A 24,778-nucleotide genomic window follows, 5' to 3' on the forward strand; every position below is an offset into this window, starting at 1 on the left:
ACGAACGCCGTTCGCTTAACGTCGTTCGTATCGAACACCGTTCGTCACGAACACCGTTCCACGCTGTTGGAGGACTTCATGCACATCGGCATCGGACTGCCCATCTCCGATCCCCCTGCCCTGCTCGACTGGGCCCGACGCGCCGACGACGGCCCCTTCTCGACGCTCGGCTTGCTCGATCGACTCGTCTACGACAACCCCGAACCGCTGGTCACCCTGGCCGCGCTCGCCGGTGCCACCCGGCGCATCCGGCTGCAGACCGAAGTCCTGCTCGCCCCGCTGCGCGAGACCGCGCTGCTGGCGAAACAGGCCGCCACCCTCGACGTGCTGTCCGGCGGCAGGTTCACCCTCGGCGTCGGCGTCGGCGGGCGAGCCGACGACCACCGCGCGGCAGGCACCGATCTGCACACCCGCGGCCGTCGCCTCGACGAGCAGATCGGGCTGCTGCGCCACCTCTGGTCGGGCGAGCCGTTCGGCCCCGACTGCGGCCCGGTCGGCCCCGCACCACGGCACCCCACCGGGCCGGAGATCCTGTTCGGCGGTTTCCAGCCCGCCGCGCTGGACCGGGTCGGCCGCTGGGGTGGCGGCCTGCTCGCCGCGGCCGCGCCGTCGTGGGCGGGCGATCTGTTCGACATCGCGCGCCGATCATGGAAGGACCACGGGCGCACCGGCGAGCCGCGGATCGTCGCGCAGGTCAATGTGGCCATCGGCGACGCCGATCTGGTGGCCGATGCCCGCGCGTCGATGGGCGCCTATTACGAGTTCAGCGGTCGCGCCGAGTACATGCTCGACCGCATGCTCACCACGCCCGCCGACATCCGTTCGGCCATCACGCAGTTCGGCGACCTCGGCGCCGACGAGGTGATGCTCTACTGCTACGGCCGCGACGCCGACCAGGTCGACCGGCTCGCCGACATCATCGGCTGAGCTCAGCGCTTGCCGTGGGTCTCGGTGTCGAGCACCCGGGCGCCCGGCACCGGGCCGCTCGCGGTGCGCACGCTGCGGCAGACCCCGGCGCCGGCGAGTTCGGCGGCGACGGTGATGGCGGCCTCCTCGGTCTCGCACAGGAAGGCGCAGGTGGGGCCGGAGCCGGAGACCAGGCCGGCCAGCGCGCCCGCCCCGACGCCCGCGCGCAGGGTGCGGCGCAGTTCCGGTTTCAGCGACAGGGCCGCGGCCTGCAGATCGTTGCCGAGCAGCGGTGCCAGCGTGCGTGGGTCGCCCGCGGCCAGCGCCTGCATGAGTTTCTGCGGGTCGCCGAGGCGCGGCGGCTCGCCCTCGGCGCGCAACCGGTCGAGTTCGCGGAAGACCGAGGGGGTGGACAGTCCGTCCTTGGCCAGCGCGAGCACCCAGTGGAAGGTGTTGCGCGACAGGACCGGCAGCAGCCGTTCGCCGCGGCCGGTGCCGAGGGCGGTGCCGCCGTGCAGGGCGAAGGGCACATCGCTGCCGAGTTCGGCGGCCACCTCCGACAGTTCGTCGCGGCCCATGCCGAGGTCCCACAGTTCGTTGAGGCCGACCAGCGCCGCGGCGGCGTCGGCGCTGCCGCCCGCCATGCCGCCGGCCACCGGAATACCCTTGGCGATGGCGATCTCCACCAGCGGCGCGCGCCCGGCCAGGTGCGCCAGGCGCACCGCGGCCTTCCAGACCAGGTTGGTGCGATCTGTGGGCACCTCGGCGGCGCCCTCGCCGCTGACCCGCACCGTCAGCGAGGCGGACGGGGCGAGTTCGAGGTCGTCGGCGAGGGAAAGGGCCTGGAAGACGGTGGTCAGATCGTGAAAGCCGTCCGGGCGCAGATCACCGACTCCGAGATGCAGATTCACCTTCGAAGGCGCGCGCACGACGACCGGGCTGGGCACAACTGACAGCACGATCACCAAGCGTAACGGGTTACACCGACGAGTACGCGCGCTGAATCGGTCCTCGCCGCCCGTCGCCGGGGCAGGGGGTTGCGCGAGGTACCCATGGGGGGTATGTTCGTTCGTGTCGGGGGGATACCCCGGGACCGTATGATCGAACAGCGAAGGAGTCGGCCATGGCCACCACCACCTATACCGTCACGGGGATGACCTGCGGACACTGCGTGAGCTCGGTCAAGCAGGAGATCGGCAAGATCGACGGTGTGAACAGTGTCGACGTCGACCTCGCCAGCGGTCTGGTCCGCGTCGACAGCGCGACCGAGCTGGCCGACACCGACATCGCCGCCGCCGTGGACGAAGCAGGCTACGAACTCGCTGTGTAATCGGCGGCTGGCGCCGCATGGTTTTCGGCCCTGTGGGCCTCACACCCGAAGGGCGATACTGCGCCTTCGGCGTTCCGTCTCACCCTTCGGGTGCGAGGCGGCCGAAAACCGGTGGTGGTCACGTCACACCCCAGTCGCAGGAGTGGCGTTCACCAGCGGTTCATCCGTTATCGGGCTCTGGTGAATCATCCACAGCGTCATCCACATCCGGGGATCGCCTGGTGATCTACCGGGTAAAGCGGGAACGACCGGGGAGATCGGGTGGCGACCATGATCAACTCGCCGGTCCGCGAAAACCAGTTGTCCACAATTGCATTCACAGACCGCCCTGGTGAACAGGCGGTGTACTGCGGGTTCGCCTGCGGGAGCCCGCGATTGGCGGGTCAGCTCTGGGCGGCCAAGCGGACGAAGGCCGCGGTGTCGAGCGTCTCGCCGCGCGCGGTGGGATCGATTCCGGCGGCGACCAACCTGCGCTCGGCCTCGGCGGGCGAACCGGCCCAGCCGGACAGGGCCGCGCGCAAGGTCTTTCGCCGCTGCGCGAACGCCGCGTCGACGACCGCGAAGACCCGTTTGCGATGCGTCTCGTCGATCGGCCACGGCGGTTCGGCGTAGCGATCGATGCGCACCAGGCCCGATTCGACCCGGGGCGCCGGCCAGAACACCTGGGTGCCGACGTGCCCGGCCCGCCGGACCTTCCCGAAGAACCCGGCCTTCACACTCGGCACGCCGTACACCCGATTGCCGGGTTCGGCGGCGAGGCGGTCGGCCACCTCGGCCTGCACCATCACCAGCGACACCATGATGCTGGGCAGCTGGGCCAGCAGATGCAGCAGCACCGGGACCGCCACGTTGTAGGGCAGGTTCGCGACCAGCGCCGTCGGCGCGGCGGGCAGCTGATCGGCGCGCACCCGCAGCGCGTCGGCCTCGACCACCCGCAGGCGGTCGACCAGGCCGGGGGCCCGGTCGGCGACGGTTTCGGGCAGATGGCCGGCCAGCACCGGATCGATCTCGACGGCGACGACCTGGTCGACCACGTCGAGCAGGGCCAGGGTCAGCGAGCCGAGGCCGGGTCCGACCTCGAGCACGGTGTCCTCGGCGCCGACCCCGGCGGCGGCCACGATGCGGCGCACCGTGTTGCCGTCGTGCACGAAATTCTGGCCGAGCTGCTTGGTCGGCCGCACGCCGAAACGTTCGGCCAGCGTCCGCACCTCGGCGGGACCGAGCAGCGCGGCGCTACCGCGAGCGGAATTATCGGGTTCGGGCACCGCTAGAACCTACCAACCTCGCCGATCGAGCAGCTCAGCGCTGCGGCGGGGCGGCGTGGATGCGGGCCTGGAACTCGTCGATCGCCACCCGCATCTCCGGGGAGGTCGTGCCGTGCTCGCCGAAGCCGGTCACCACCTGCTGGTCGACGCCGTTGGCCGCGAACTGCGCGACCAGCGCGCCGTGCAGCGGGGAGGGCACGACCACGTCGGTGACGTTCATCGTCATCAGAATCGGGGCGTCGTAGCCGCTGGTCGGCAGGGCCATGTACGCGGCGAGCACATCGCGCAGCGGGGCGAGCAGCTTGGCCAGCAGGTCCGAGGGGTTCACGCCCTTGGTGGCCGCGAAGATCTTGTCGAGGCACTGGCTGCCCGCCGCGTCGATCAGCGACCTGCCGAGCGGGGACAGGTAGGAGTCGACATCGGCCTCGGGATGGGTGGCGCGCAGACCGGCCAGGATGCTCACGATGAACGACGAGGTGGCGCCGGAGAGCAGCGGGATCTCGGGCAGGCCCGGTCCGCCGAACGGCAGGACCTTCTCCACGTCGGAGGCCGGATCGATGGCCACCGTGCCACGGAAGTCGAGTTCGGGCGCGTACCAGGACTGGACATGGGCCGAGCTGAGCGCGGCGTGCCCGCCCTGCGAGACGCCGAAGACGCTCCAGGTCCTGGACAGATCGGGGTCGGCGGCGCGCGCGGCGCGGACCAGATCGATCGTGGCGGTGGCCTGGCTGCGCACCTCGAGATACGGGTGCGGGCCGGTGTCGAAGCGGCCGAGGCCGAGGTAGTCGGGCGCGACGACGGCGAAGCCCTGGTCGACCATGCCCTTGATCAGCGCGTCCTCGGCGCCGCGGAAGCGCGCCATCCCGGCTTCGGGATCGGACTGGCCGCCACAGCCCGGGCCCGAGCCCGAGGTGCCGTGGTCGTAGGCGATGATCGGCCAGCCGGTGGCGGGGGCGTCGCCCTCCGGTACGAACACCGCGCCGCTGGCGGGCCGTGCGACGCCGGCCGAATCCGTCATCCAGTATTCGACGACCGAGCCGTTGGCCATGCCGCGCCATCCCGCGGGTTCGGCCTGCACCGAGATGATCGAGCCGGGCGCCTCGGCGGTGGCGGGGGCGAAGCCCGCGGCCAGCAGCGCGCCGGTGGTCATGGCGGCGACGACCGTCGCGCGAATCGGATTCTTCAGCAACGGATCCAGCTCTCCACCAGGCGACAAGTTCCTGGACGAGTGTACAGATCAACTCGTTCGCCCCGGGGCAGAGGAAACGTCATCTGAAACACGTTGCAGCCGTGAGTCATTCGTTCACACCTTACCCCTGGTGTCGAGGAAGTCGCCGATCGCGGCGCGCATCGCCGGGTTCAGTTCGCAGTGCGAGCCGGTGCCGACAACGGCGTGGAAGTCGACTCCGTTCGCGGCGAACTGGGCTGCCAGCGCGGCGTGCAGCGGGGAGGGGACGGTGCGGTCGGTGGCGTTGACCAGCAACAGGATCGGCGCGTCGTACCCGCTGGTCGGCACGGTCATGTAGTCGGCCATCACCGAGCGCAACGGCTCCTCGCCCAGCGAGCGCGAGAGCAGATCGCCGAGGTAGAGGTCCTTGACGCGCTCGTCGATCGCGTCCTGACACAGCGTGCCGATCTCGTCGATGACCTGGCGCCCGAGCGGCGTGAGATAGCTGTCCACCTCGGCGTCCGGGCGCGCGGCCCGCAGACCGGCCAGAATGCTCGCCGAGAATCCGAGGATCCCGCCGCTGACCCGATCCGGCGCACCCGGCCCGAGCACCACCGCCACCTTCTCCACATCCGATTCCGGGTCGATGGCGATGGTCCCGCGGAAGTCGAGCTCCGGCGCGTAACTGGCCTGCAGGTGCCCGGTCCCGAGCGCGGCCTGCCCGCCCTGTGACATCCCCGCCACCAGCCACACCGGCGACAGATCCGAGCGCACCGACCGCGCGGCCCGCAACAGATCCAGCGTCGCGGTCGCCTCGGTCTCGATCCCCAGATACGGATGCGGCCCGGTGTCGAACCGGCCGAGCCCCAGATAGTCCGGCGCGACGACCGCGAACCCTTTCCCCACCAGATGCCGGAGGAACTCGTCCTGCGGAGCCTGCGACTCCGGCCACGGCGCCCCCGCCGGATCGGACTGCCCACCACACCCGGCCCCGAGCCCCGTGGTCCCGTGGTCGTAGGCCACCACCGGCCATCCACCGGGCGGCGCCTCCCCCGTCGGCAGATACAGCGCCCCACTGGCCGGTTGCGTCACGCCCCCGACCCCACGAGTCCAGTAGTCGATGACCTGGGCCCCCGACATCCCATGGAACCCGTCAGCCTGCGGAATCACCGCGATCACCCCACCCGGCTCAGCAGCCTGCGCCACCCCGGGCACGGAGATCACGACCCCCGCAGACAACATCACCGCAGCGGCCGCACACCGCCAAGCCGAAACCCCACGCATGCCAACCACCCGTCGACTCGTCAACGAGCCGAACCCACCGCACGAGCACAGCGGACTCGGCGAAACGAGAGCACGCTACCGCGCGACCAGGGCGTAGTCACCCACCGACAGGCACTACCCGCGCCCTCCTACGGCGCACGGGCCGGATCCGCTCAGCTCAGACCCAGGCGGCCGGTGCACGAAGGCCAGGCGCCCCAGCCCTGTCGCGCGCGGGTGACCTCGGCGATGGCGATCTGTTCCTCACGGGTGGCCAGGTCGGCGCGGGGGGCGTACTTCAGGCCGCCCTGGCGCTCCCAGGTGCTCTGGTCGAACTGGATGCCACCGTAGTAGCCGTTGCCGGTGTTGATCGCCCAGTTACCGGTCGACTCGCAGCGGGCCAGCGCGTCCCAGACCGCGCCGTCGCGCACCTCCGGCACCTCGGTGCCCGGCTTGGCGCCCTTGCGGATGGTCTTGGGCTGCGCGGGCGTGATGACGTTGGAATTCACCTGGACGCGGCCGGATTCGACGCCGTTGACCAGCGTCACCGCGAAGGTCGCCTCGTGCAGGCCGGGCTCGCCCGGGTTCTCGACGACGGTGCGGCTCATGTTCATGGTCTCGTCCTCGATCACCACTTCGGCGGGATCGAGCGGCAGCGTCTCGGTGCGCTGTTCGGTGCGCTGCCGGGTGACGGTGACCCGCATGCCCTCGGCCAGCGGGGTCTCGGCGGCGGGTTCGGCGAAGTCCTCGTCGCGCAGCGGTGCGCCCGCCGCGGCGAGGAACTCGCCGACGGTCGGGGCGGCGAGGCGCACGTCGACCGGGGCCGTGGCACCGTCGACGAGGGTGATCATGCGCGGGGTGTAGACGCTGAGCGCGGCACCGGCCAGCGGCAGCTTCTCGGTGCGGGTCGGCACCACGTGGGTGTCGGCGGGGATCTGCATCTGGGCGAGCGCGTCGCCCGCGGTGGTGCCGGTGGTCCACACCTTGCGCTCGGTGCCGTCGACGGAGATCGTGATCTCCCTGCCCCGGTTGAGCGTGATGGTCGCGCCGTCGGAGACCGTCGATCCGGCCGCGGGGCTCACCTCGTCGTGCTCGGAGAGCTCGTAGCCCGCCTGGGCCAGGATGGCACTCACGTCACGGGACATGGTGGTGAGCTCGGTGCGCTCACCGTCGATCACCAGGGCGACCGTCTTGTGGTTCACGATCGCCAGCGAGGCGCCGACGAGAAGAATCAGCAGCATGGCCGCCACCGCCGCGTACAGCAGCGGCGAGCGAGACGAGTTGATCCGCGCAAAAGCCGACATGGTTACAGAACGATAACGACAAGGTGCCCACTCGACAACACCGAGCGCCCCCATCGGGGGGATCGCAGATCACGATTCGGCCTAGACGCCGCCGTGAAGTAACGAAACAACCATGAAAAGTGACGCGCATCACGTTTAATGTCCAGCCCCCTTCCCCCGCGGGAAGGGCAGCGCGCTCACCTGATGCGGTACAGGCGTCGCGCGTTCGCGGTGGTGATCTCGGCCAGCTCGGCCGGATCCTGCTCGCGCACCTCGGCCAGCGCGCGGACGGTGTACGGCAGGCAGTACGACTCGTTCGGCGCCCCGCGATACGGGTGCGGAGTCAGGTACGGCGCGTCGGTCTCCACCAGGATCTGGTCGTCGGGCACCAGCTGCGCCGCCTCGCGCAGCTCGTGCGCGTTCTTGAAACTGACCGTCCCGGAGAAACTGAGCACATACCCCTCCGCCACGCAGGCCTGCGCCATCGTGGCGTCGGAGGAGAAGCAGTGGAAGATCACCGTGTCCGGCGCGCCCTCGTCGAGCAGCACGGTGAGCAGGTCGTGATCGGCCTCACGGTTGTGGATCATCAGCGGCTTGCGGACCCGCTTGGCCAGGTCGATGTGCCAGCGGAAACCCTCGATCTGGGTCTCGACATCGGCGCAACCGTCGAGCTTGCCCGGCCAGAAGTAGTCGAGGCCGGTCTCCCCGACCGCGACAACGCGCGGATCGGTGGCGAGCCGTTCCAGTTCGTCCTTGGCCTTGTCATCGAGCGCGTTCGCCCTGGTCGGATGCAGCGCGACAGCCGCGTACACCCGCGGATCCCACTGCGCGGCCAGCACGGCCCACTGCGCCGCGGCCAGATCGTCGGCCACGGTCACCACATGCCCGACACCCACCGAGGCGGCCCGGTCCACGATCGCCGTGGTCGAGGCGGCATCGGTCGCGCCACAGGCGTCGAGGTGGGTGTGCGCGTCGATCAGTGGTGCGAGCGGCGGCGGAAGAGGCGGAGCCGGACGATTTTGGTTTGCCACGCGGATTACAGTAGTTCGCATCATGAGCGCACTTGAAGGCGCCGAGGCGCCCGCCTTCTACATCACGACGGCCATCGCGTACCCCAACGGTGCGCCGCACATCGGACACGCGTACGAGTACATCTCGACCGACGCGCTGGCCCGGTTCAAGCGACTCGACGGTTATGACGTCTTCTTCATGACGGGCACCGACGAGCACGGTCAGAAGATGCAGCAGACCGCGGCCACCGAGGGCATCCCGGTGCAGGAGCTCGCGGCCCGCAACTCCGACGTCTTCGAGGCGATGGACAAGGCGCTCGACATCTCCTTCGACCGCTTCATCCGCACCACCGACGAGGATCACAAGGCCGCCAGCATCGCCATCTGGCAGCGGATGCTCGCCAACGGCGACATCTACCTGGGCAACTACTCCGGCTGGTACTCGGTGCGCGACGAGGCGTTCTACACCGAGGAGGAGACCACCCTCCTCGACGACGGCACCCGCGTGTCCACCGAGACGCAGACCCCGCTCACCTGGACCGAGGAGTCGAACTACTTCTTCAAGCTCTCCGAGTACCAGGACAAGCTGCTCGCCCTCTACGAGGAGCACCCCGAGTTCATCGCGCCCGCGACCCGGCGCAACGAGATCGTCAGCTACGTCAAGGCCGGGCTGAAGGATCTGTCGATCTCCCGCACCACCTTCGACTGGGGCGTGCCGGTGCCGAGCCAGCCCGACCACGTGATGTACGTGTGGGTCGACGCGCTCACCAACTACCTGACCGGTGTCGGCTTCCCAGACACCGAGTCGGCGAGTTTCCAGAAGTACTGGCCCGCGAACGTGCACATCATCGGCAAGGACATCACCCGCTTCCACACGGTGTACTGGCCCGCGTTCCTGATGTCGGCCGGGATCGCGCTGCCGGACCGGGTGTTCGTGCACGGGTTCCTGTACAACAAGGGCGAGAAGATGTCGAAGTCGACGGGCAATGTCGTCGACCCGCTCGGTCTGGTGTCCACCTACGGCCTGGATCAGGTGCGCTTCTTCCTGCTGCGCGAGATCTCCTACGGCCAGGACGGCAGCTACAGCAACGAGGCCATCGCGGGCCGGATCAACGCCGACCTGGCCAACGAGTTCGGCAACCTGGTGCAGCGCAGCCTGACCATGGTCAACAAGAACTGCGACGCCAAGGCGCCGACCCCCGGCGAGTTCACCGAGGACGACCGCGCCCTGCTCGACCGCGCGAACGCCCTGCTCGACCGCTGCCGCACCGAGTTCGACGCCCAGCAGATGCACCTCGCCCTGGAGGCGATCTGGCTGACCCTCGGCGAGACGAACCGCTACTTCTCCGCCAACGCGCCATGGGCCCTGCGCAAGTCGGGCACCGAGGAGGATCTGGCGCGGATGGCCACGGTCCTCTACGTCACCCTCGAGGTGGTGCGCATCGTGGCCATCCTGGTGCAGCCGGTGATGCCGGGTTCGGCTGCCAAGATCCTGGACCTGCTGGGCCAGGACGGCCGCACCTTCGCCGACATCGCCACCCCGCTGGTTCCCGGCATCGACCTGCCCGCGCCGGAACCGGTGTTCCCGCGCTACGTCGAGCCCAAGGAATAGTCGAACGGTCCTGTGGCGCACGGTGATCCACCGTGCGCCACAGTCATGTCTACGCCCAGGCGGCGAGCAGCCTGCTCGCTTCGGCACCCAGTGCGGCCTGCAGGAACGGACCGAAGCTGATCCGGGCGACGCCCAGTTCGGCGAAGTACTCCTTGGCCGGTGTGCCCGGCTGACCGATGGCGTTGACCGGCAGTGGCAGTTCCTCGGTGAGCCTGCGCAGGTCGGCGTCGGCGTGCTTGCCGACCGGGTAGAGCACATCGGCGCCGGCCTCGGCGGCCAGCTTCAGCCGGGCGATCGCGCGGTCGAGGCGGTCGGCCTCGTCGCCGTCGGCGCGCAGGAACAGGTCGGTGCGGGCGTTGACGACCACGTGCACGCCCGCCGCGTCGGCCGCCTCGCGCAGGCCGCGCACGAAATCGGCGTGTTCGGCCGCATCGCGCAGCCGTTTGCCCTCGCTGTGCACCGTGTCCTCGATGTTGAGTCCCACCGCGCCCGCGCCGAGCAGGCCGTCGATGAGCTGCACGGGTTCGAGTCCGTAGCCGGATTCGATGTCGACCGAGACCGGCACCTCGACCGCCTCGGTGACCCGCTTCACCTGGCCGACCAGCTCGGCGAAGGTCATCCCCTCGCCGTCGGGGCGACCGAGCGAGTCGGCGACCGGATGACTACCGAGCGTGAGTCCCGAAAAGCCCGCGGCCACCGCGGTATTCGCCGACCACGCGTCCCAGACCGTGGGTAACACCACCGGATTCCCAGGGCGGTGGAGTTCGAGGAGTGTTTTCGCCTTGCCTTCCAAAGAGGTCATCCCTCGATGATGCCTAAACGCAGCCCGACTTGGGAGGGCAGTTCAGTTGCACGTCCAGCACCCGCGCGCCCGGACCCTCCGCGCCGAGGCGATCGTGCTCGTTGACGAGCTTGCACGAGCCCAGCGACAGGCAGCCGCAGCCGATGCAGCCGGTGAGGTTGTCGCGCAGCCGGGTGAGCTGGACGATGCGGTCGTCGAGGTCCTCGCGCCAGGTGGTCGACAGGGTCTCCCAGTCCCGCCGGGTGGGCGTTCGCCCCTCCGGCAGCCGGTCCAGCGCCGAGCGGATCTCACTGAGCGGGATCCCCACCCGCTGCGAGATCCGGATGAAGGCGACCCGCCGCAGCGTTTCGCGAGCGTAGCGCCGTTGATTGCCACTGGTTCGACGACTCGATATGAGACCTTCGCGTTCGTAGAAGTGCAACGCGGACACTGCAACTCCACTACGATCGGAAAGCTGCCCGGGGGTCAGCTCCTTCGTTTGCCAATCGGCCGTCGTCATGTGCTCTCCTCCCACTTCCACCTAAACAATACTTTAGGTATTCGTGGTGTGTACGAAAACGGCTGGACTCGGCGTGGCAGGTGCCGAAGGGCGCCGCTCGGATTACGGTTTGCGCATGGGAACCGCCCCCGACACCCGCCTGGCCGTCACGTCCGAGGTCGGCACGCTGCGCACGGTGCTGCTGCACCGCCCCGGCGACGAACTGCGCCGTCTCACCCCGAGCAACAACGATCAACTGCTCTTCGACGGCATCCCCTGGGTGGAGCGCGCGCAGGCCGAGCACGATGCCTTCGCCGCCGTGTTGCGTGCGCGCGGCGTCGAGGTGCTGTTGCTGGCCGACCTGCTCGCCGAGACGCTCGCGGTGAGCGGGGCGGCCAGAATCCAGGGTATCTCGGCCGCCGTGGACGCCCGCAGGCTCGGCCACGGCCTGGCCGACCAGCTGGCCGCCGAGCTGCGCAAGGTGGAGGCGCGCGAGCTCGCCGACATCCTGATGGCGGGGATGACCTTCGACGAACTGCCCTTCGGCCCCGACACCACCTCGCTGGTGCGGCGCATGCATCACGGCGCCGACTTCGTCATCGATCCGCTGCCGAACCTGCTGTTCACCCGCGATTCCTCGTTCTGGGTGGGCCCCAAGGTCGCGATCACCTCGCTCGCCCTGCCGGCCCGCATCCGCGAGACCTCGATCACCGATCTGGTCTACGCGTTCCACCCGCGCTTCCTCGGCGTGCGCCGGGCCTACGAATCGCACACCGCGCCGATCGAGGGCGGTGACGTGCTGCTGCTCGCGCCGGGCGTCGTCGCGGTGGGGGTGGGCGAACGCACGTCCCCCGCCGGCGCGGAGGCGTTGGCGCGCAGCCTCTTCGACGACGACCTCGCGCACACCGTGCTGGTGGTGCCGATCGCGCAGAACCGCGCGACCATGCACCTGGACACGGTGTGCACCATGGTCGACACCGACGCGGTCGTCATGTATCCCGGCGTGCGGGAATCGCTGCGGGCCTTCACGATCCGGCGCGAGGACGGCTTCTCCGCGCGCAGCGAACTGGACCGGATCAGCATCACCGGCCCCGAACCGTTCCTGCCCGCCGCGGCCGCCGCCATGGGCATCACCCGGCTGCGGGTGATCGACACCGGGCGCGACGGAGTCACCGCCGAACGCGAGCAGTGGGACGACGGCAACAACACCCTCGCCCTCGCCCCGGGCGTGGTGGTGGCCTACGAGCGCAACGAGATGACCAACTCGCGCCTGGCCGACGCCGGGATCGAGGTGCTCACCATCCAGGGTTCGGAGCTGGGCTCCGGCCGGGGCGGTCCCCGCTGCATGTCCTGTCCACTGGCCCGAGACGAGGTGTGAGCGTCGTGTTCCACGTCGAGCTGTCCACCGATTCCACCTCCCCGCCCTACGAACAGCTGCGGATGGCGGTGATCGAACAGGTGCGCACGGGTACGCTCCCCGCGGGCACCAAGATCCCCACGGTCCGCGCGCTGGCCGCCGATCTCGGCATCGCCCCCAACACCGTCGCCCGCGCCTATCGCGAACTCGAGGCCGACGGCGTCCTCGAAACCCGCGGCCGCCAGGGCTCTTTCATCGCCTCCTCCGGCGACCCGACCCGCGACATCGCCTCCCGCGCGGCCGTCGACTACGTGGCGACCGTCCGCCGTCTCGGCGTCGAGGACACCGACGCACTCGAATACGTGCGCCGCGCGCTGGACTGAGTCCTCACCGCCAGCTGGGTAACCAGAGGTGGTCCTGCCAGCTGGCGGGGCTGATCGGCTGGGCGGTGAGGATCGGCCACAACCAGACGAAATTGGCGACGACCAGACCGAGATAGATGCTCGCGATCAGCAGGCCGAGGGCATAGCGCTCGTTCACCGGGGCGGGCAGATAGGTGCCCGTGGGACTGCGCGGTATGCCCGCGGGTCTGGCCGAGCCCAGGATGTCGCCGAGGACCAGCGCCACCGCCATCACCAGGAACGGCGCGAGGACCACCGCGTAGAAGTAGTACATCTGCCGGTCCAGGGTGAGGAACCAGGGCAGCAGACCGGCGCCGTAGGCCACCAGCACCGCCGCGTAGCGCCAGTCCCGGCGCACCACGGTCCGCCAGATCGCCCAGCCGAGTACCGGCAGCGCCAGCCACCACAGCGCCGGAGTGCCCACCGCCATCACGGCTTTCACGCACTGGTTCTCGCCGCAGCCGGTGACCGTGCCGTCGGCGTAGTAGTAGAGCATCGGGCGCAGGCCCATCGGCCAGGTCCACGGCTTGGATTCCCACGGATGGTGGTTGCCCGCCGAGTTGGTGAGGCTGGAATGGAAGGCCAGCGTCTCGCCCTGATAGAACCAGAGCGAGCGCAGTGCGTCGGGCAGGAACGCGAAAGCGCCCCCGCTCCCGATCTGATTGCCCACCGCGTACCGGTACACCCCGTCCTCGCTGGCGAACCAGGCCCAGTACGAGGACAGATACACCGCCAGCGGGATGAGCGTGAGCGCGTACAGCGCGGGCCCCACATCCCGCACCAGCGTGCCCACCCACGGCCTGCGCACCCCGTACGCGCGCCGGGCGCTCACGTCGAAGGCCACGCTGAGCAGGCCGAAGAACATGATGTAGTAGATGCCCGACCACTTGGTGCCGCACGCCAGGCCGAGCAGCACGCCCGCGCCGAAACGCCACCAGCGCACGCCCAGTCGCGGTCCCCAGTCGGTCAGGCCGACGCGCCCGGCCAGATCGGCCCGGGCCATCCGTTCTCGTACCTCGTCGCGATCCACGATCAGACAGCCGAAGGCGGCGGTGACCAGCAGCGCCATGAAGATGTCGAGCATGCCGATGCGGGAGGAGACGAAGGTCAGCCCGTCGACGATGAGCAGGATGCCCGCGAACGCGCCGATCAGCGTCGAACGCGACATCCGCCGCACGATCCGGATCACCAGCAGCACCAGCACCGTGCCCGCCAGCGCCGCGGTGCCGCGCCAGCCCCAGGCGTTGTAGCCGAACAGTGCCTCGCTGATCGCGATGAACTGCTTGCCGACCGGCGGATGCACCACCAGCCCGTAGGCGGGGTTGTCCTCGACGCCGCCGCCGGTGACCATTTGCCAGGCCTGCGGCGCGTAGTGCTTCTCGTCGAAGACGGGGGTACGCGCGTCGGTGGGATAGTTCAGGTTGATGAATCGGGTGAGTGCCGCGATCACGGTGAGCACCGCGGTGACCGCCCAGCCGCGCGCGGTGTCGAGCGGACCGAAATCCGGGGCCGGGCGCAACGGCGCGGGGCTGACCAACGCCGACGCGGGGCGCGACGGGGGCATCACGCGCGTTTCGGTCACCGGGATCACGCCTGCGATCGTAGGCGGTGGCGCCGACGAAGTCCGAGCCGACACCGTCCCCCTTGTTCCGGTCACATGCCCCGGCCCGGGGCACTGTGCCGACCTGACAGAATGGTCGGGCACCCGACACCGGGCAGCCGAACAGCGAATCCGCACGCACCTCGCCGCACTCGATCGGTACGGCCACAACACCGGAGAGGCGGGAGACACCGTGTTGGTTCTGGCGGCTACACCGATGGGAGAGATCGGGGACGCGTCCCAGCGCCTGCGCGACGCGCTCGGCTCGGCCGATGTCGTCGCCGCGGAGGACACCCGGCGGACGAAGTCACTGGCGAAGGCGCTCGGGGTGGAGATCACCGGCCGGGTGGTCAGCTTCTACGACCACGTCGAGACCGCCCGCATCCCCGCCCTGCTCGACGACATCGCGGCCGGGCGCACCGTGCTGCTGGTGACCGACGCGGGCATGCCCTCGGTGAGCGACCCCGGCTATCGCCTGGTCGCCGCCGCCGTCGAGCGCGATCTGCCGGTCACCTGCCTGCCCGGACCGTCCGCGGTCACCACCGCGCTCGCCCTGTCCGGCCTGCCGGTGGAGCGGTTCTGCTTCGACGGCTTCGCGCCCCGCAAGGGCGGCCAGCGCCGGGAGTGGTTGCGCACCTTGGCCTCCGAGCAGCGCGCCTGCGTCTTCTTCGAGGCACCGCACCGCCTGGCCGACTGCCTGGCCGACGCCGTCACCGTCCTTGGGCCCGACCGCCGCGCCGCGGTCTGCCGCGAACTCACCAAGACCTACGAGGAAGTCGTCCGCGGCACCCTGGCCGAACTCGCCGCCTGGTCCGTCGACGGCGCCCGCGGCGAGATCACGGTGGTTCTCGAAGGGGCCCAACCGGTTTCGGCCGAACCCGCCGACCTGGTCGACGAGGTCGAAACCCTCGTAGCGAGCGGCCTGCGCCTCAAAGACGCCTGCGCTGAAGTCTCCGCGGGTCGAGGCGCCTCCCGCCGCGAACTCTACGACGCCGTCCTCGCCGCCCGCAGCAGCGAATAGAACGGCCTCAGCGGCCGAGGACGGCGAGCATGCCTGCGACGGCGCGGGGCCAGGTGAATTGTTCGGCTCGGGTGCGGGCGGCCTGGCGGCGGCCGGTGGTCGGCATGGCCAGGACGTCGGTGACGGCCTGGGCGAAGGCGCGGGGGCGGTCGGCGGCGATGGCGCCGCATTCGGCGGTGACGATGTCGGCCAGTGCGGACGAGCGGCTGGCGACGACGGGAGTTCCCGCGGCGAGGGCTTCCAGTGCGGCGAGGCCGAAGGTCTCGTGCGGGCCGGGGGCGAGCGAGACATCGGCGGTGGCAAGGAGTTTCGCGACCATGGCGCGGTCGGAGATGAAGCCGGTGAAGTGGACCGCCGGTGCGCCGCCGGGCAGTGCCGGCAGGATGCGGGCGCGGCGTTCGAGTGATTCCCGACGCGGTCCGTCACCCGCGACGACCAGTCGCGCGGGAACACCGGCCCGGTGCAGCGCGCCGACCGCCTCGATACTCCGGTCGACCCGCTTCTCGACCGACAACCTGCCGCAGTGCACCAGCAGCGGATGCCCGGCGACCCCGAGATCGGCGCGCAGCCTGCGGTCACGGCGGCGAGGGCTGAACAGCTCGAGGTCGACGCCGAGCGGCACCAGCTCCACATTCTCCACACCGATCCGCAGGAACTCCGCGCGCGCGAATTCGGTGGTGCACACGACCATGTCGTAATCCGCGGCCGTGCGCCGGTTGGCGATGTCGGCGCCGCGCCGGGCGACCGGCCCCGGCAGGAACTGGCCGAGCAGCCGGTCCAGCCGCTCGTGCGAGATCATCACACCGGCCACGCCACGTCGACGCGCCCACCGGCCGAAACCGCGCAGGGTCAGCCGATCCGACACCTCGAGCACATCGGGCCCCAGCCCGGCCAGCACATCGGCCACCCGCCGCGGGTCGGCCGCCCGGTAGCCGCCGGTCCAGGGAATTCCCAAGGCGGGCAGTGTGATTCGCAGCGCACCGGTCGGCAGGATCTCCTCCGCGCGGCGCGCGCCCGGCACGATCAACACCACCTCGTGCCCGGCCGCGACATACCCCTCCCCGAGGTGGTGCAGAGCCGTGCGCAACCCACCCGATCGGGGGCCGTAGAAATTGGCGAGCTGCACGATGCGCACCCGCCGATCGTCGCCCCGCGCGGGTTACCCACGGAACCGGGCCGTGGAACAGCGTGTGAACAGCCGCGAAAGAGGCGACTAACCGGTCACCGGGTCGGCCCAGACCCGCAGCAGCCCGTGGCCGGAGACGGTGGTGCTGATCGCGATCAGTTCGGCCTGCGCGGTGACCCAACCACCCGCCGTGAAGCGCACCCGCAGCGTCAACCGGCGGGTGGCGCCGGGACAGCGCGCGAGCTCGACGCAGGCCGCCCGCAGAACGGCCAGATCCCGCGGGTCGATCGTCGGCCGCTCCACCGCCCAGCGCTGCAGCGGCGGTGGCGGCGGTCCGGCCCATTCATAGATCAGCGCGCTGGTCAGTTCGATGATGCCCACGCCGACGCCACTGTTCTGAGAGACCGCGCGCAGCATGGCCACATCGGGATCGGTGATCGCCTCGCCCGGCCCGTGTTCGGGGATGGCGTGCATGAGCGCGCTGATCCGGCGCAGTTTCGGCCGTGCCCTGGCGATCATCTGGAACCGGCGCACACGGTCGTCGTCGCCGAGCATGTCGACCACGCCCTGCCAGGATCCGCCCATCTCGAGCTGGGCGACCATCGCAAAGTAGTCGATACGCCCGTCGAAGCGCACCATCCGCCCGAACGCGTCCGGCGGTGTGCGCACCACCCGCACCTGCGCGGGATCGCGGGCGAAGACGAGTTCCTCCAGTCCGGGACCGTGATGGGCCAGTTCGGTGTCGGCCGCCCAGTCCCACGCTGCCACCTGACGTTTCGGCGCCACCGGAACGTCCCGCTGTCCCAGCCACAACTGGACGCCGTGCACCCCGCCGAACGCGCAGAACACCGGTTCGGCCACAACCAGCAGCCCACCCTCACGCACCCGCACCGTCGTGTTGGCCACATGGCATCGCCGCACCGTCTCGATGACGACGCGAGCCCGCGCCGACCCCACCTTCCGACGCAACCGGGCGGACCCGGCCCATGGCTGAGCATCCGCGTCCACGGCGACGAGCGTCGGCGCGAGATCCTCGTCGAGGGTCTCCACCAGCCACCAGCCACCGGCCGATTCCGTCACCGCTCAGCTCGGCGCGGCGCCGCGTCCCGCGCGGGGCAGGTCGAGGTCGAGTGGAATGCGCCCTTCCCGCAGCTGCGCTTCGACTTCCTCGGCGGGCATCGGCCGGGCGATGAGGAAGCCCTGGGCGCGATAGCAACCGAGCCCGACCAGGGTCCGGGCCGCCATGGGCGTCTCCACGCCCTCACCGACCACGCCGAGCCCGAACGACCCGGCCAACCCGATGATCGACTTCACGATGGCCAGGTCGTCATTGCTGTCGCCGAGCCGCTGCACGAAGCCGCGATCGATCTTCACCGCGTCCACCGGCAGCGCCTTGAGATGCGAGAGCGAGGAGTAACCGGTGCCGAAATCGTCGATGGCGATCTGCACGCCCATCCGCTTGAGCCCGCGCAGCGTGAGCCGGGTGCGCACGAGATCCTGCACCACCACATGCTCGGTGATCTCGAGGCACACCGAGCTGCCGTCGATGCCGAACAGGCGCAGGATGTCTTCGATCCGCTCGACGAAGTCGGCGCTCACCAGCTGCACCGGCGAGACATTGATCCGGATCACCACATTGGCGGCCAGCCCGCGCCTGCGCCAGTCGGCGAACTGCGAGCAGGCCGAGCGGATCACCCAGCGACCGAGCTCACCGGCCAGATTGGTGGCCTCGGCCACCGAGACGAAAGCGCCGGGCGGCAGCAGCCCCCTGGTCGGATGCTGCCAGCGCACCAGCGCTTCCAGCGCCACGATCCGCCCGGTCCGTAAGTCCACCTCAGGCTGGTAGTGCAGCACCATCGAACCGTCGGAGACCGCGCTGCGCAGATTGACCTCGACGTCGTCCTGGAGTTCGAACTGCACGCGCATGGCGTCGGTGAACACCGCGACCCCGTTGCCGCCGCCGGACTTCGCCGAGAGCAGGGCGTGGTCGGCGCGGCGCAGCACGTCGGACACGGTGGTCTCGCCGGGCACGCCGAGCGCGACGCCGACGCTCACCCCGCGACTCACCGACTCCTGACCCACCGAGACCCGCCGCCCCACCAGCTCCTGGATCCGGTTGGCCTCCAGTTCGGCGGCCACCGGGTCGATGGTCTTGGCGAGCACGATGACGAACTCGTCACCACCGAGCCGGGCGATCATGTCATCGGGTTCGAAGTTCTCGCGGAGCCGGGCCGAGAGGGCGCGGATGAAGTTGTCGCCCGCGTTGTGCCCGAGGAAGTCGTTGAGCGCCTTGAGCCGGTCCAGGTCGAGGAAGAAGGTGGCGACCGGACCGGGATTGCCCGGGGCGAGGCGCTGCTCCATGTATTCCAGTAAGGCCCGCCGATTCGCCAGACCGGTGAGATCGTCGTGCGAGGCGATGTAGCGCAGCCGGTCCTCGGCTTCGACCCTGGCCTGTAACTGGGCGAACAGGGCGGCGATGGCTTTGAGGACGTTGAGTTCGCGGGTGGTCCAGGTGCGGTCGCCGCGCCGGACGAAGCCGAGCACCCCGGTGGAGCGACCACGCGAGACCAGCGGCACGCACGCGGTGACCGCCGAGGACATGCCCGCGCTCTGTTTGATGGTCTCCTGATAGTCGGGGTACTCGCCACCACGACTGACTACGATCGGTTCGACGGCGTGCTCGCTGGCCCGGAACAGCGAATCGGCCCGATCGAACTCGATGACGCGCAGCGGGTCGGGTTCGGGTGGTTCGGTCCGTCGCGGCCATTCCGCGATCAGGAGGGTCCGGCGATGCTCGTGGTCGGTGTGGCGCAGGTAGGCGAAATCGACATCGAAGTAGGCGACCAGACCGGCGAGCACCTGCTCGCTGGCCGAGACCACCGTCGTGGCGTCGACACCCATCAACTCCGAGGCGACCTGCGTCACCAATGAGTCGAGGTTTCGCCGAGGCACCGTTTCTCCGATCGTGCTATCTGTCGTTCCCTGAACCGAGTACCGGGAGCCTGGCACTCCGCACTGTGGGAGCGGGCGCGTAGCTCAGTCGCAGTACCAGAGCGACTGTCTCGTGCCCGGGGATTCTCATCAGTGCGGAGAACCGTTTATGGACCGAGGCAAGTGTATCTGTGAATGCGGCGGATACGTTGTGCAAATCGTCGGCATCCCGTGCGTAGAGAAAAACCGGTGACACCGGCTGCACGGCCAGCCCCAGCTTCTGCGCAGCAATCCACACCCGTTCGACGGCGGAGCCGCCCTTCACATAACCCGCGAGTCCCGTCTCCGCCGGGCAGCCGACCGCGATCACCGCGGAGCTGGACAGCACCCGGTCACGGGTGTATTCGCCCAGCGCCCGGCCGCCGGACCAGTCCCGCAAATACGCCATCACATCCGCGCGCACGCCGATGTGCATTTTGGCTTGTTCGTCGGCGGCCAGCTCCAGACTGCGCACGTCCAGTCCCGTACGCAGATCGGCGTCGGGTTCGCGCAGTTCACCGAACATCTCCGTGTGTAACCGGGGGGTCAGGTACCGCACCCGGTCGGATTCGCCGAGCAGTTCCGCCGCCTCCGCGATCCCGGCCGCGTCGGTGACGCTGTACAGTCGCGCGCCCTCGGCCGCTGCGGCGTGCGCGAGGGTGTCCAGCACGTCCGGGGCCAGCGGCGCACCGGTACCGAGATGCCGGTTGGACTCGCGCTCCAGCATGTGCGAGTAGTCGGCAGCCAGTTCGGGGTCCGCGCCGGTGCCCAAGCGCAGAGTCACCGCGACAGGGCTCGTCCCGTCGACCACGATCTCGTGTGGTCCCAGCAAACCCGCAGCGGCGGCGGCCACCCGGGCATTGTGCAAGGCCGCGCCGAGGGCGACCGCGCTGCCCCGGAGACCGATGTCCATGGCCGAACTGCGGTCCGGGTCCACCGCGATGTGAACAACTTCACCGTCGACCTGCACTGCCCATGGCTGGGCGTTGCCGCCTGAGGGTGCCCGCGCGATGCTGTGCAGAATCCGGTCGATCGCCGTGGCCGACTCGGCCTCGCGCAGTGGCGACGGCCCCGCCACCGACTCGATTCGGACCGGCTCGACGAGCCCGTCCAGCACCCGGTCCAGGTCGACGCGTATCCGCCCCGATGGCAGCGGCTGATCGAGCCCGATCCGCCGCACCGCCGCGGCGATGGTGGCCGCCCCGAGCCCGACGTCACTGCCGAGCTGGGGCCAGGTGGTCACAGATTCGTCGATTTCGGCCAGGCTCGCGGCCAGCCGCGCCGACAGCTGCGGCGCCTCGAGGATGCGCATCACGTGCGGCGCCTTGTCCTTGGTCGCCAAGCCGCGCAGCTCAGCCCCGGTGGTCTCGCCGAGCAGTCCGTGGAATGGCGCGCGATCGGGTTCCAGATCGAATCGCTCCACGTCCAGCAGTCCGCGGTCGTTGGTCTCCATCAGCACCGGAATGCGGTGCCTGCGGGCAGCTTCTCGCGCCACGATCTTCACGTCGAGCGAGTCACACACCTCGACGAGCACCGAAAGTCCCTGCAGGAACTGGTCGATCGACTCCGCGTCGACCCCTGACTCGAACACCTCAACCGGCAGGTAGGGATCCAGTTCGGCGATCCGGCGCGCGGTGACGACGCATTTGTTCAGCCCGATGTCGAACAGTCCGCCGGGAATCCGGTTCAGGTTCGACAGTTCGACGGTGTCGAAATCCGCGAGCCGCAACTTTCCGCAAATGCCTTCGAGCGCAGCGATATAGGCGATCTCGTGGCCCGCGCTCTGACCTAGCACACCGATTGTGGCACCCCGTAGCCGACGCTGCTCACCGGTGGTCAGCTTGTTGCGATTGCGGTCGAGCCGAATCGCGTTGAACGCCCGCGCGCCGACGACGCCGAGCACGGTCGAGCGCCACGGGTAGTACACCCAGCGATCGTCGGCGGGATCGGCATCGGGAGCGCTGGTCAGCCGCTGGAGTTCGGCGCGCATGTCGACCCGTAGATCGGCAACCTCGATCTGCGCGTCGGCCCGCAACCGAGCCAGTTCGGCGGCATCGGCGGGGTCGTGTTCGTTCAGGATCTGCGGACGAAAAACAGTGTGTGCTGCACGATCTCGACTCACGTAGGGCCGGGCCCATCCGAGCGTTTGCGGGCCGCGACGAGTTGCTCGCGTTCGGCCACGATCAGCTCGTGCTGGTCCGGCGCCGCCGTCGAGAGGTCGTCGCGGTCCCACCACACCGGTACGGTGACATACCGCTCGTCGGGGTAGGCGACCGCCGAAACCTCCGCCGGCACTTGCGCGGCGGTGGCGCGGTAGATGTCGAGGCAGTGCAGCGGGCTCGCGCCGAAGACGTAGCGCGCGTCGAGGAGCCAGGCCGCGTGCGGGATGGCGCGAGCCAGCAGGGCACCGACTCCGGGAATGCGCGGCTCTCGCCTCGACCAGGCGCCCTTGGTCTCGACGACGCCGAGGGGAATTCGCTCGACGAGCTCCGCACGCAGCTGGGCTTCGCCCGCCGTACCGATCCAGGGCTGGAACCCGGCGATCTCGTCCGGGGTCAGGTGCGGTCCGTGCACGCGCATCCCGCCCACCATGGTTCCGTCGGAATCGATCACGGCGAAGAACCCGGCCGTCGAATCCCCGTCCGCGATGGACTCCAAATCCAGGACGACTTCAACTCCGTAGTGTTGGTAAACATTCAGCGCACCGTCGACGTACTGCCGCCACAGCTCGGGAAGTTCCGTTGGCGCAGCGAAGAGAACGTGACATCCCGACCGTTCATCGAAGTACCGCAACCCGCCCGCATCCGTACCACCGACCGTGTCAGTCGAGTCGGTGTGAACCGACACCCTCATAAAACTCCATACCTACACGCTCGTCGGATCACCCGACCGGTCAATAATTTTCTAGCAGTATCCGTCATTCGGAAGGAATCCACCAGGCCAGCGGCAAATCTTCCGGCAACCGGCGAATGAATTTGAAGTATTCCCAGGTCAGAGGGGGTGTCACCAGTACGTGCCGATCAATACCGACCGAGCGGTACTCATTGAGTTAATTTTTAGCTATCACACGGTGATCGAGACGAACAGCTCGACCGTGTCCGGACCGTGCCAGACCTCGATCTCCTCGCAGTAGGCGCGCGAGATCTCCGCCGAGGCGGTGGCGTCGTCGACCTGGGCCCAGACGTCCTCGACCGGGTCGTGATAGTCGCCGTTGGGGGCGAAGCGCGCGTAGACGCCCTTGGGCACGCGCACCATCAGATCGCCGACGGGGACATCGCCGGGAGCGTCGTATTCCCTGGCCACCAAGGCATTCCAGTTACCTGCCGGGTCGGGGACGTACACGGTGTGCAGCGGTTCGCCGCCCTCGGGACGGTCGCGCAGCCGGTCCTTGAGGAACTCGATCAGATCGCTGTTGCTCACCTTGAAGTTCGGGTGCACCTTGGGCACCGCGAGTCCCCCGTACAGCGCGGCGCCACGCACCACGATCGAATAGGTCATCGCGGGTCCACCGCCAGGTAGAGGTCGATCTTGTAGGCGTGCGGGTAGCACTCGAAATCGCCGGTGAAGGTGCGCCTGATCTGGTTGTGCTCCTCGGCATAGGCGATCTGGGTCCACAGATCCGTCATCACCTGCGGGAAGTTACCGACCGAGGAGAAGCGCGCGTAGGTGCCACGCGGCAGCCGGGCCGCCAGATGGCCCCGGGTCACCTGATCGAGGGATTCGCACTGATAGCCGACGATCTGGGTGTTGTACGTGCTCAGCTCACCGGTGTAGTCGGTGTAGGCACTGGCCAGCGGACCGGCGAGGTCCTGGTGCAGGACCGCCGACCACGCGGCTTCGAGATCCCGGTCGCGCAGCTCACCGAGTGCGCGTTTGGGACTGCGGACCGGTAGACCGGCCACCCATGTCTCGTCCCGCTCGACGATTTCGAACTGCATTGAAGACTCTCTCGAAGGGTCGGCTCGGTCGCGCCATGCTATCAACATCGATCCCTGGCGCGGTGGATCACCGAGGTGTGGCTCCCCCAACCTAACCCATCTGAGCTGGACAAATGTCCACCAGCGCTCAGGCGCCGATGGCGGCGGCCAGGTGCGGCCACGCTTCGTACAGGTCGGTCTCGAACTGACCCCAGGTGTGCGAGCCCGTCGGACGGTGGACGTAGGTGGCCGGAATACCGAGCTGACCGAGCCTGCCCGCGAAGGCCGCGGTGCAGGCGCCCGCGATGGTTTCCAGCGGCGGCATCGGCAGGCCGCGATCGTAGGCGCCGGGCAGCCCGGTGGCCGCGGACAGGAAGATCGTCTTGCCCGCCAGGCGTCCGGCGTTGGCGAACACATCGTGTTCCTGCCAGCCGGCGCCGCCCGGAATGCCCCACATGTTGCCGGGGTTGCCGCCGCCGCGCACGGCCTGCGCGCTGGCCATGCTGATGCCGAGCGGGTCCGACGCCCACGGGCAACCGCTCAGCGCCGCGACCGCGCTGAACCGCGGCCCGCTCTGGATCGCCAGGTCCAGTGCCGAGGCCGCGCTCATCGAGACACCGGCGATGGCGTTGCGCCCGCTCGTGCCGAGGGCGCCGTCGATCACACCGGGCAGTTCCCGGGTCAGATAGGTCTCCCAGCGCACGCGTCCGGCGGCCGGGTCGTCGGCGATCCAGTCGGTGTAGAGCGTGAACGCGCCGCCGACCGGCATCACCACGTTGACGAACTTGTCGGCGAAGAATCCGCGCACATCGGTGTTGTCCCACCAGGAGATCCCGTCGGAGCCGCCACCGGCACCGGTGAGCAGATACAGCGTCGGCGCCCCGGCACCCGCCGCCTTGATCACCTTGTTCTGGATCACCCGGCCCATCGAGGGCGAGTACACGTCGATCTGGGCGGACCGGCCACCCAGCGGTATCTCCCCCGCGACATGCGCCCCCGGATCGGCCGCGGCCTTCGCCCCACCCAGCGCGGCGATGATCGCGCACACCACAGCAAGCCACACCCTCGATGTAGTCACTCCTCCGGTATACCCCGGGAACGCGGCGTCATGTCTGCCGCACACGCGCGCCGACCGGAATCGACATCGACCCGCCTGCCAGCGGGAATCGAAGAGTGACCAGCCTCACGTTATGCCCGGCGGTTTGTCTTCGAACCTCACCCACCTGCTGTTTTCCCGGCGCACAAACCGTTAGATCGGCGAAAAACCAGGTG

General features: G+C 69.3%; 23 protein-coding genes. 6 read left to right on the top strand and 17 right to left on the bottom strand.

The genetic code is table 11. The annotated features are described in order from the left end of the window. The first annotated feature begins 78 nt into the window (after positions 1–78). On the top strand, positions 79–927 hold the full coding sequence (locus ACFVVM_RS13400; RefSeq protein ID WP_387617173.1) for an LLM class flavin-dependent oxidoreductase: 849 nt from the start codon (positions 79–81) through the stop codon (positions 925–927). Positions 928–929: 2 nt separating this feature from the next. Here ACFVVM_RS13400 and ACFVVM_RS13405 read toward each other — a convergent pair whose 3' ends face one another. After that, the gene (locus tag ACFVVM_RS13405) at positions 930–1,865 is read right to left on the bottom strand and encodes a 4-(cytidine 5'-diphospho)-2-C-methyl-D-erythritol kinase (RefSeq protein ID WP_387617175.1); all 936 of its coding nucleotides are present in this window, start codon (positions 1,863–1,865) and stop codon (positions 930–932) included. A 164-nt stretch (positions 1,866–2,029) separates the two neighbouring features. Between ACFVVM_RS13405 and ACFVVM_RS13410 the strand changes: the two genes are divergently transcribed. Continuing rightward, entirely contained in the window at positions 2,030–2,236 is a 207-nt protein-coding gene (locus tag ACFVVM_RS13410; protein ID WP_387617177.1) for a heavy-metal-associated domain-containing protein, read from the top strand. A 383-nt stretch (positions 2,237–2,619) separates the two neighbouring features. On the opposite strand, the gene rsmA is transcribed toward ACFVVM_RS13410, so the two are convergent. The 5 genes from rsmA to ACFVVM_RS13435 all read right to left on the bottom strand — a co-directional run bounded on the left by rsmA (position 2,620) and on the right by ACFVVM_RS13435 (position 8,264). Next, a complete protein-coding gene (gene rsmA, locus ACFVVM_RS13415) occupies positions 2,620–3,501 on the bottom strand; it encodes a 16S rRNA (adenine(1518)-N(6)/adenine(1519)-N(6))-dimethyltransferase RsmA (RefSeq protein ID WP_387617179.1) in 882 nt (293 codons plus the stop codon). A 34-nt stretch (positions 3,502–3,535) separates the two neighbouring features. Then, a complete protein-coding gene (locus tag ACFVVM_RS13420) occupies positions 3,536–4,690 on the bottom strand; it encodes a lipase family protein (protein ID WP_387617181.1) in 1,155 nt (384 codons plus the stop codon). Positions 4,691–4,804: 114 nt separating this feature from the next. Next, positions 4,805–5,911, bottom strand: a complete 1,107-nt coding sequence (locus tag ACFVVM_RS13425; protein ID WP_387617182.1) for an alpha/beta fold hydrolase — start codon at positions 5,909–5,911, stop codon at positions 4,805–4,807. Between the two features lie 194 nt (positions 5,912–6,105). Then, positions 6,106–7,233 carry a transglycosylase family protein gene (locus ACFVVM_RS13430; RefSeq protein WP_387617184.1) on the bottom strand — a complete coding sequence of 376 codons (1,128 nt, stop codon included), beginning with the start codon at positions 7,231–7,233 and terminating at the stop codon, positions 6,106–6,108. A gap of 176 nt (positions 7,234–7,409) precedes the next feature. Beyond that, a complete protein-coding gene (locus ACFVVM_RS13435) occupies positions 7,410–8,264 on the bottom strand; it encodes a TatD family hydrolase (protein ID WP_387617186.1) in 855 nt (284 codons plus the stop codon). Between the two features lies 1 nt (position 8,265). Between ACFVVM_RS13435 and metG the strand changes: the two genes are divergently transcribed. Beyond that, a complete protein-coding gene (gene metG, locus ACFVVM_RS13440) occupies positions 8,266–9,834 on the top strand; it encodes a methionine--tRNA ligase (protein ID WP_387617188.1) in 1,569 nt (522 codons plus the stop codon). Positions 9,835–9,883: 49 nt separating this feature from the next. Here metG and ACFVVM_RS13445 read toward each other — a convergent pair whose 3' ends face one another. Both ACFVVM_RS13445 and soxR read right to left on the bottom strand, forming a co-directional pair. After that, positions 9,884–10,636, bottom strand: coding sequence for an isocitrate lyase/phosphoenolpyruvate mutase family protein (locus ACFVVM_RS13445; protein WP_387617190.1), 753 nt, complete (start codon positions 10,634–10,636; stop codon positions 9,884–9,886). A gap of 13 nt (positions 10,637–10,649) precedes the next feature. After that, on the bottom strand, positions 10,650–11,135 hold the full coding sequence (gene soxR, locus ACFVVM_RS13450; RefSeq protein ID WP_387617192.1) for a redox-sensitive transcriptional activator SoxR: 486 nt from the start codon (positions 11,133–11,135) through the stop codon (positions 10,650–10,652). A gap of 115 nt (positions 11,136–11,250) precedes the next feature. Here soxR and arcA point away from each other — a divergent pair, with 115 nt between their 5' ends. Together arcA and ACFVVM_RS13460 are read left to right on the top strand one after the other, a co-directional pair. Continuing rightward, on the top strand, positions 11,251–12,492 hold the full coding sequence (gene arcA, locus ACFVVM_RS13455; RefSeq protein ID WP_387617194.1) for an arginine deiminase: 1,242 nt from the start codon (positions 11,251–11,253) through the stop codon (positions 12,490–12,492). Beyond that, complete coding sequence (locus ACFVVM_RS13460; RefSeq protein ID WP_387617196.1) at positions 12,489–12,854, top strand: GntR family transcriptional regulator; 366 nt, start codon at positions 12,489–12,491, stop codon at positions 12,852–12,854. The genes arcA and ACFVVM_RS13460 overlap by 4 nt, the downstream gene beginning before the upstream one ends. Before the next feature lie 4 nt (positions 12,855–12,858). On the opposite strand, the gene ACFVVM_RS13465 is transcribed toward ACFVVM_RS13460, so the two are convergent. Beyond that, entirely contained in the window at positions 12,859–14,436 is a 1,578-nt protein-coding gene (locus ACFVVM_RS13465) for a dolichyl-phosphate-mannose--protein mannosyltransferase (protein ID WP_387619186.1), read from the bottom strand. 229 nt (positions 14,437–14,665) lie between these two features. Between ACFVVM_RS13465 and rsmI the strand changes: the two genes are divergently transcribed. Beyond that, positions 14,666–15,493, top strand: a complete 828-nt coding sequence (gene rsmI / locus ACFVVM_RS13470; RefSeq protein WP_387617198.1) for a 16S rRNA (cytidine(1402)-2'-O)-methyltransferase — start codon at positions 14,666–14,668, stop codon at positions 15,491–15,493. A gap of 7 nt (positions 15,494–15,500) precedes the next feature. Here the strand turns inward: rsmI and ACFVVM_RS13475 are convergent, their stop codons facing one another. The 8 genes from ACFVVM_RS13475 to ACFVVM_RS13510 form a co-directional block, all read right to left on the bottom strand. Continuing rightward, positions 15,501–16,628, bottom strand: coding sequence for a glycosyltransferase (locus ACFVVM_RS13475; protein ID WP_387617200.1), 1,128 nt, complete (start codon positions 16,626–16,628; stop codon positions 15,501–15,503). Between the two features lie 78 nt (positions 16,629–16,706). After that, positions 16,707–17,699, bottom strand: coding sequence for a GAF domain-containing protein (locus ACFVVM_RS13480; protein WP_387617202.1), 993 nt, complete (start codon positions 17,697–17,699; stop codon positions 16,707–16,709). A 3-nt stretch (positions 17,700–17,702) separates the two neighbouring features. Continuing rightward, on the bottom strand, positions 17,703–19,544 hold the full coding sequence (locus ACFVVM_RS13485) for an EAL domain-containing protein (RefSeq protein ID WP_387619189.1): 1,842 nt from the start codon (positions 19,542–19,544) through the stop codon (positions 17,703–17,705). A gap of 43 nt (positions 19,545–19,587) precedes the next feature. After that, on the bottom strand, positions 19,588–21,711 hold the full coding sequence (locus ACFVVM_RS13490; RefSeq protein ID WP_387617204.1) for an Rv1355c family protein: 2,124 nt from the start codon (positions 21,709–21,711) through the stop codon (positions 19,588–19,590). Beyond that, positions 21,708–22,247: a hypothetical protein gene (locus ACFVVM_RS13495; protein WP_387617205.1), complete on the bottom strand. Its 540-nt coding sequence runs from the start codon at positions 22,245–22,247 to the stop codon at positions 21,708–21,710. The genes ACFVVM_RS13490 and ACFVVM_RS13495 overlap by 4 nt, the downstream gene beginning before the upstream one ends. Before the next feature lie 405 nt (positions 22,248–22,652). Next, positions 22,653–23,087 (bottom strand): AraC family transcriptional regulator, encoded by a 435-nt coding sequence (locus ACFVVM_RS13500; protein WP_387617207.1) that lies wholly within the window; start codon positions 23,085–23,087, stop codon positions 22,653–22,655. Next, a complete protein-coding gene (locus ACFVVM_RS13505; RefSeq protein ID WP_387617209.1) occupies positions 23,084–23,527 on the bottom strand; it encodes a GyrI-like domain-containing protein in 444 nt (147 codons plus the stop codon). Before ACFVVM_RS13505 ends, ACFVVM_RS13500 begins: the two co-directional genes overlap by 4 nt. Before the next feature lie 127 nt (positions 23,528–23,654). Further along, entirely contained in the window at positions 23,655–24,584 is a 930-nt protein-coding gene (locus ACFVVM_RS13510; protein ID WP_387617211.1) for an alpha/beta hydrolase, read from the bottom strand. Positions 24,585–24,778 lie beyond the last annotated feature (194 nt).

The sequence above is a fragment of the Nocardia sp. NPDC058176 genome, assembly GCF_042883805.1.
In the GTDB taxonomy this organism is placed as follows: domain Bacteria; phylum Actinomycetota; class Actinomycetes; order Mycobacteriales; family Mycobacteriaceae; genus Nocardia.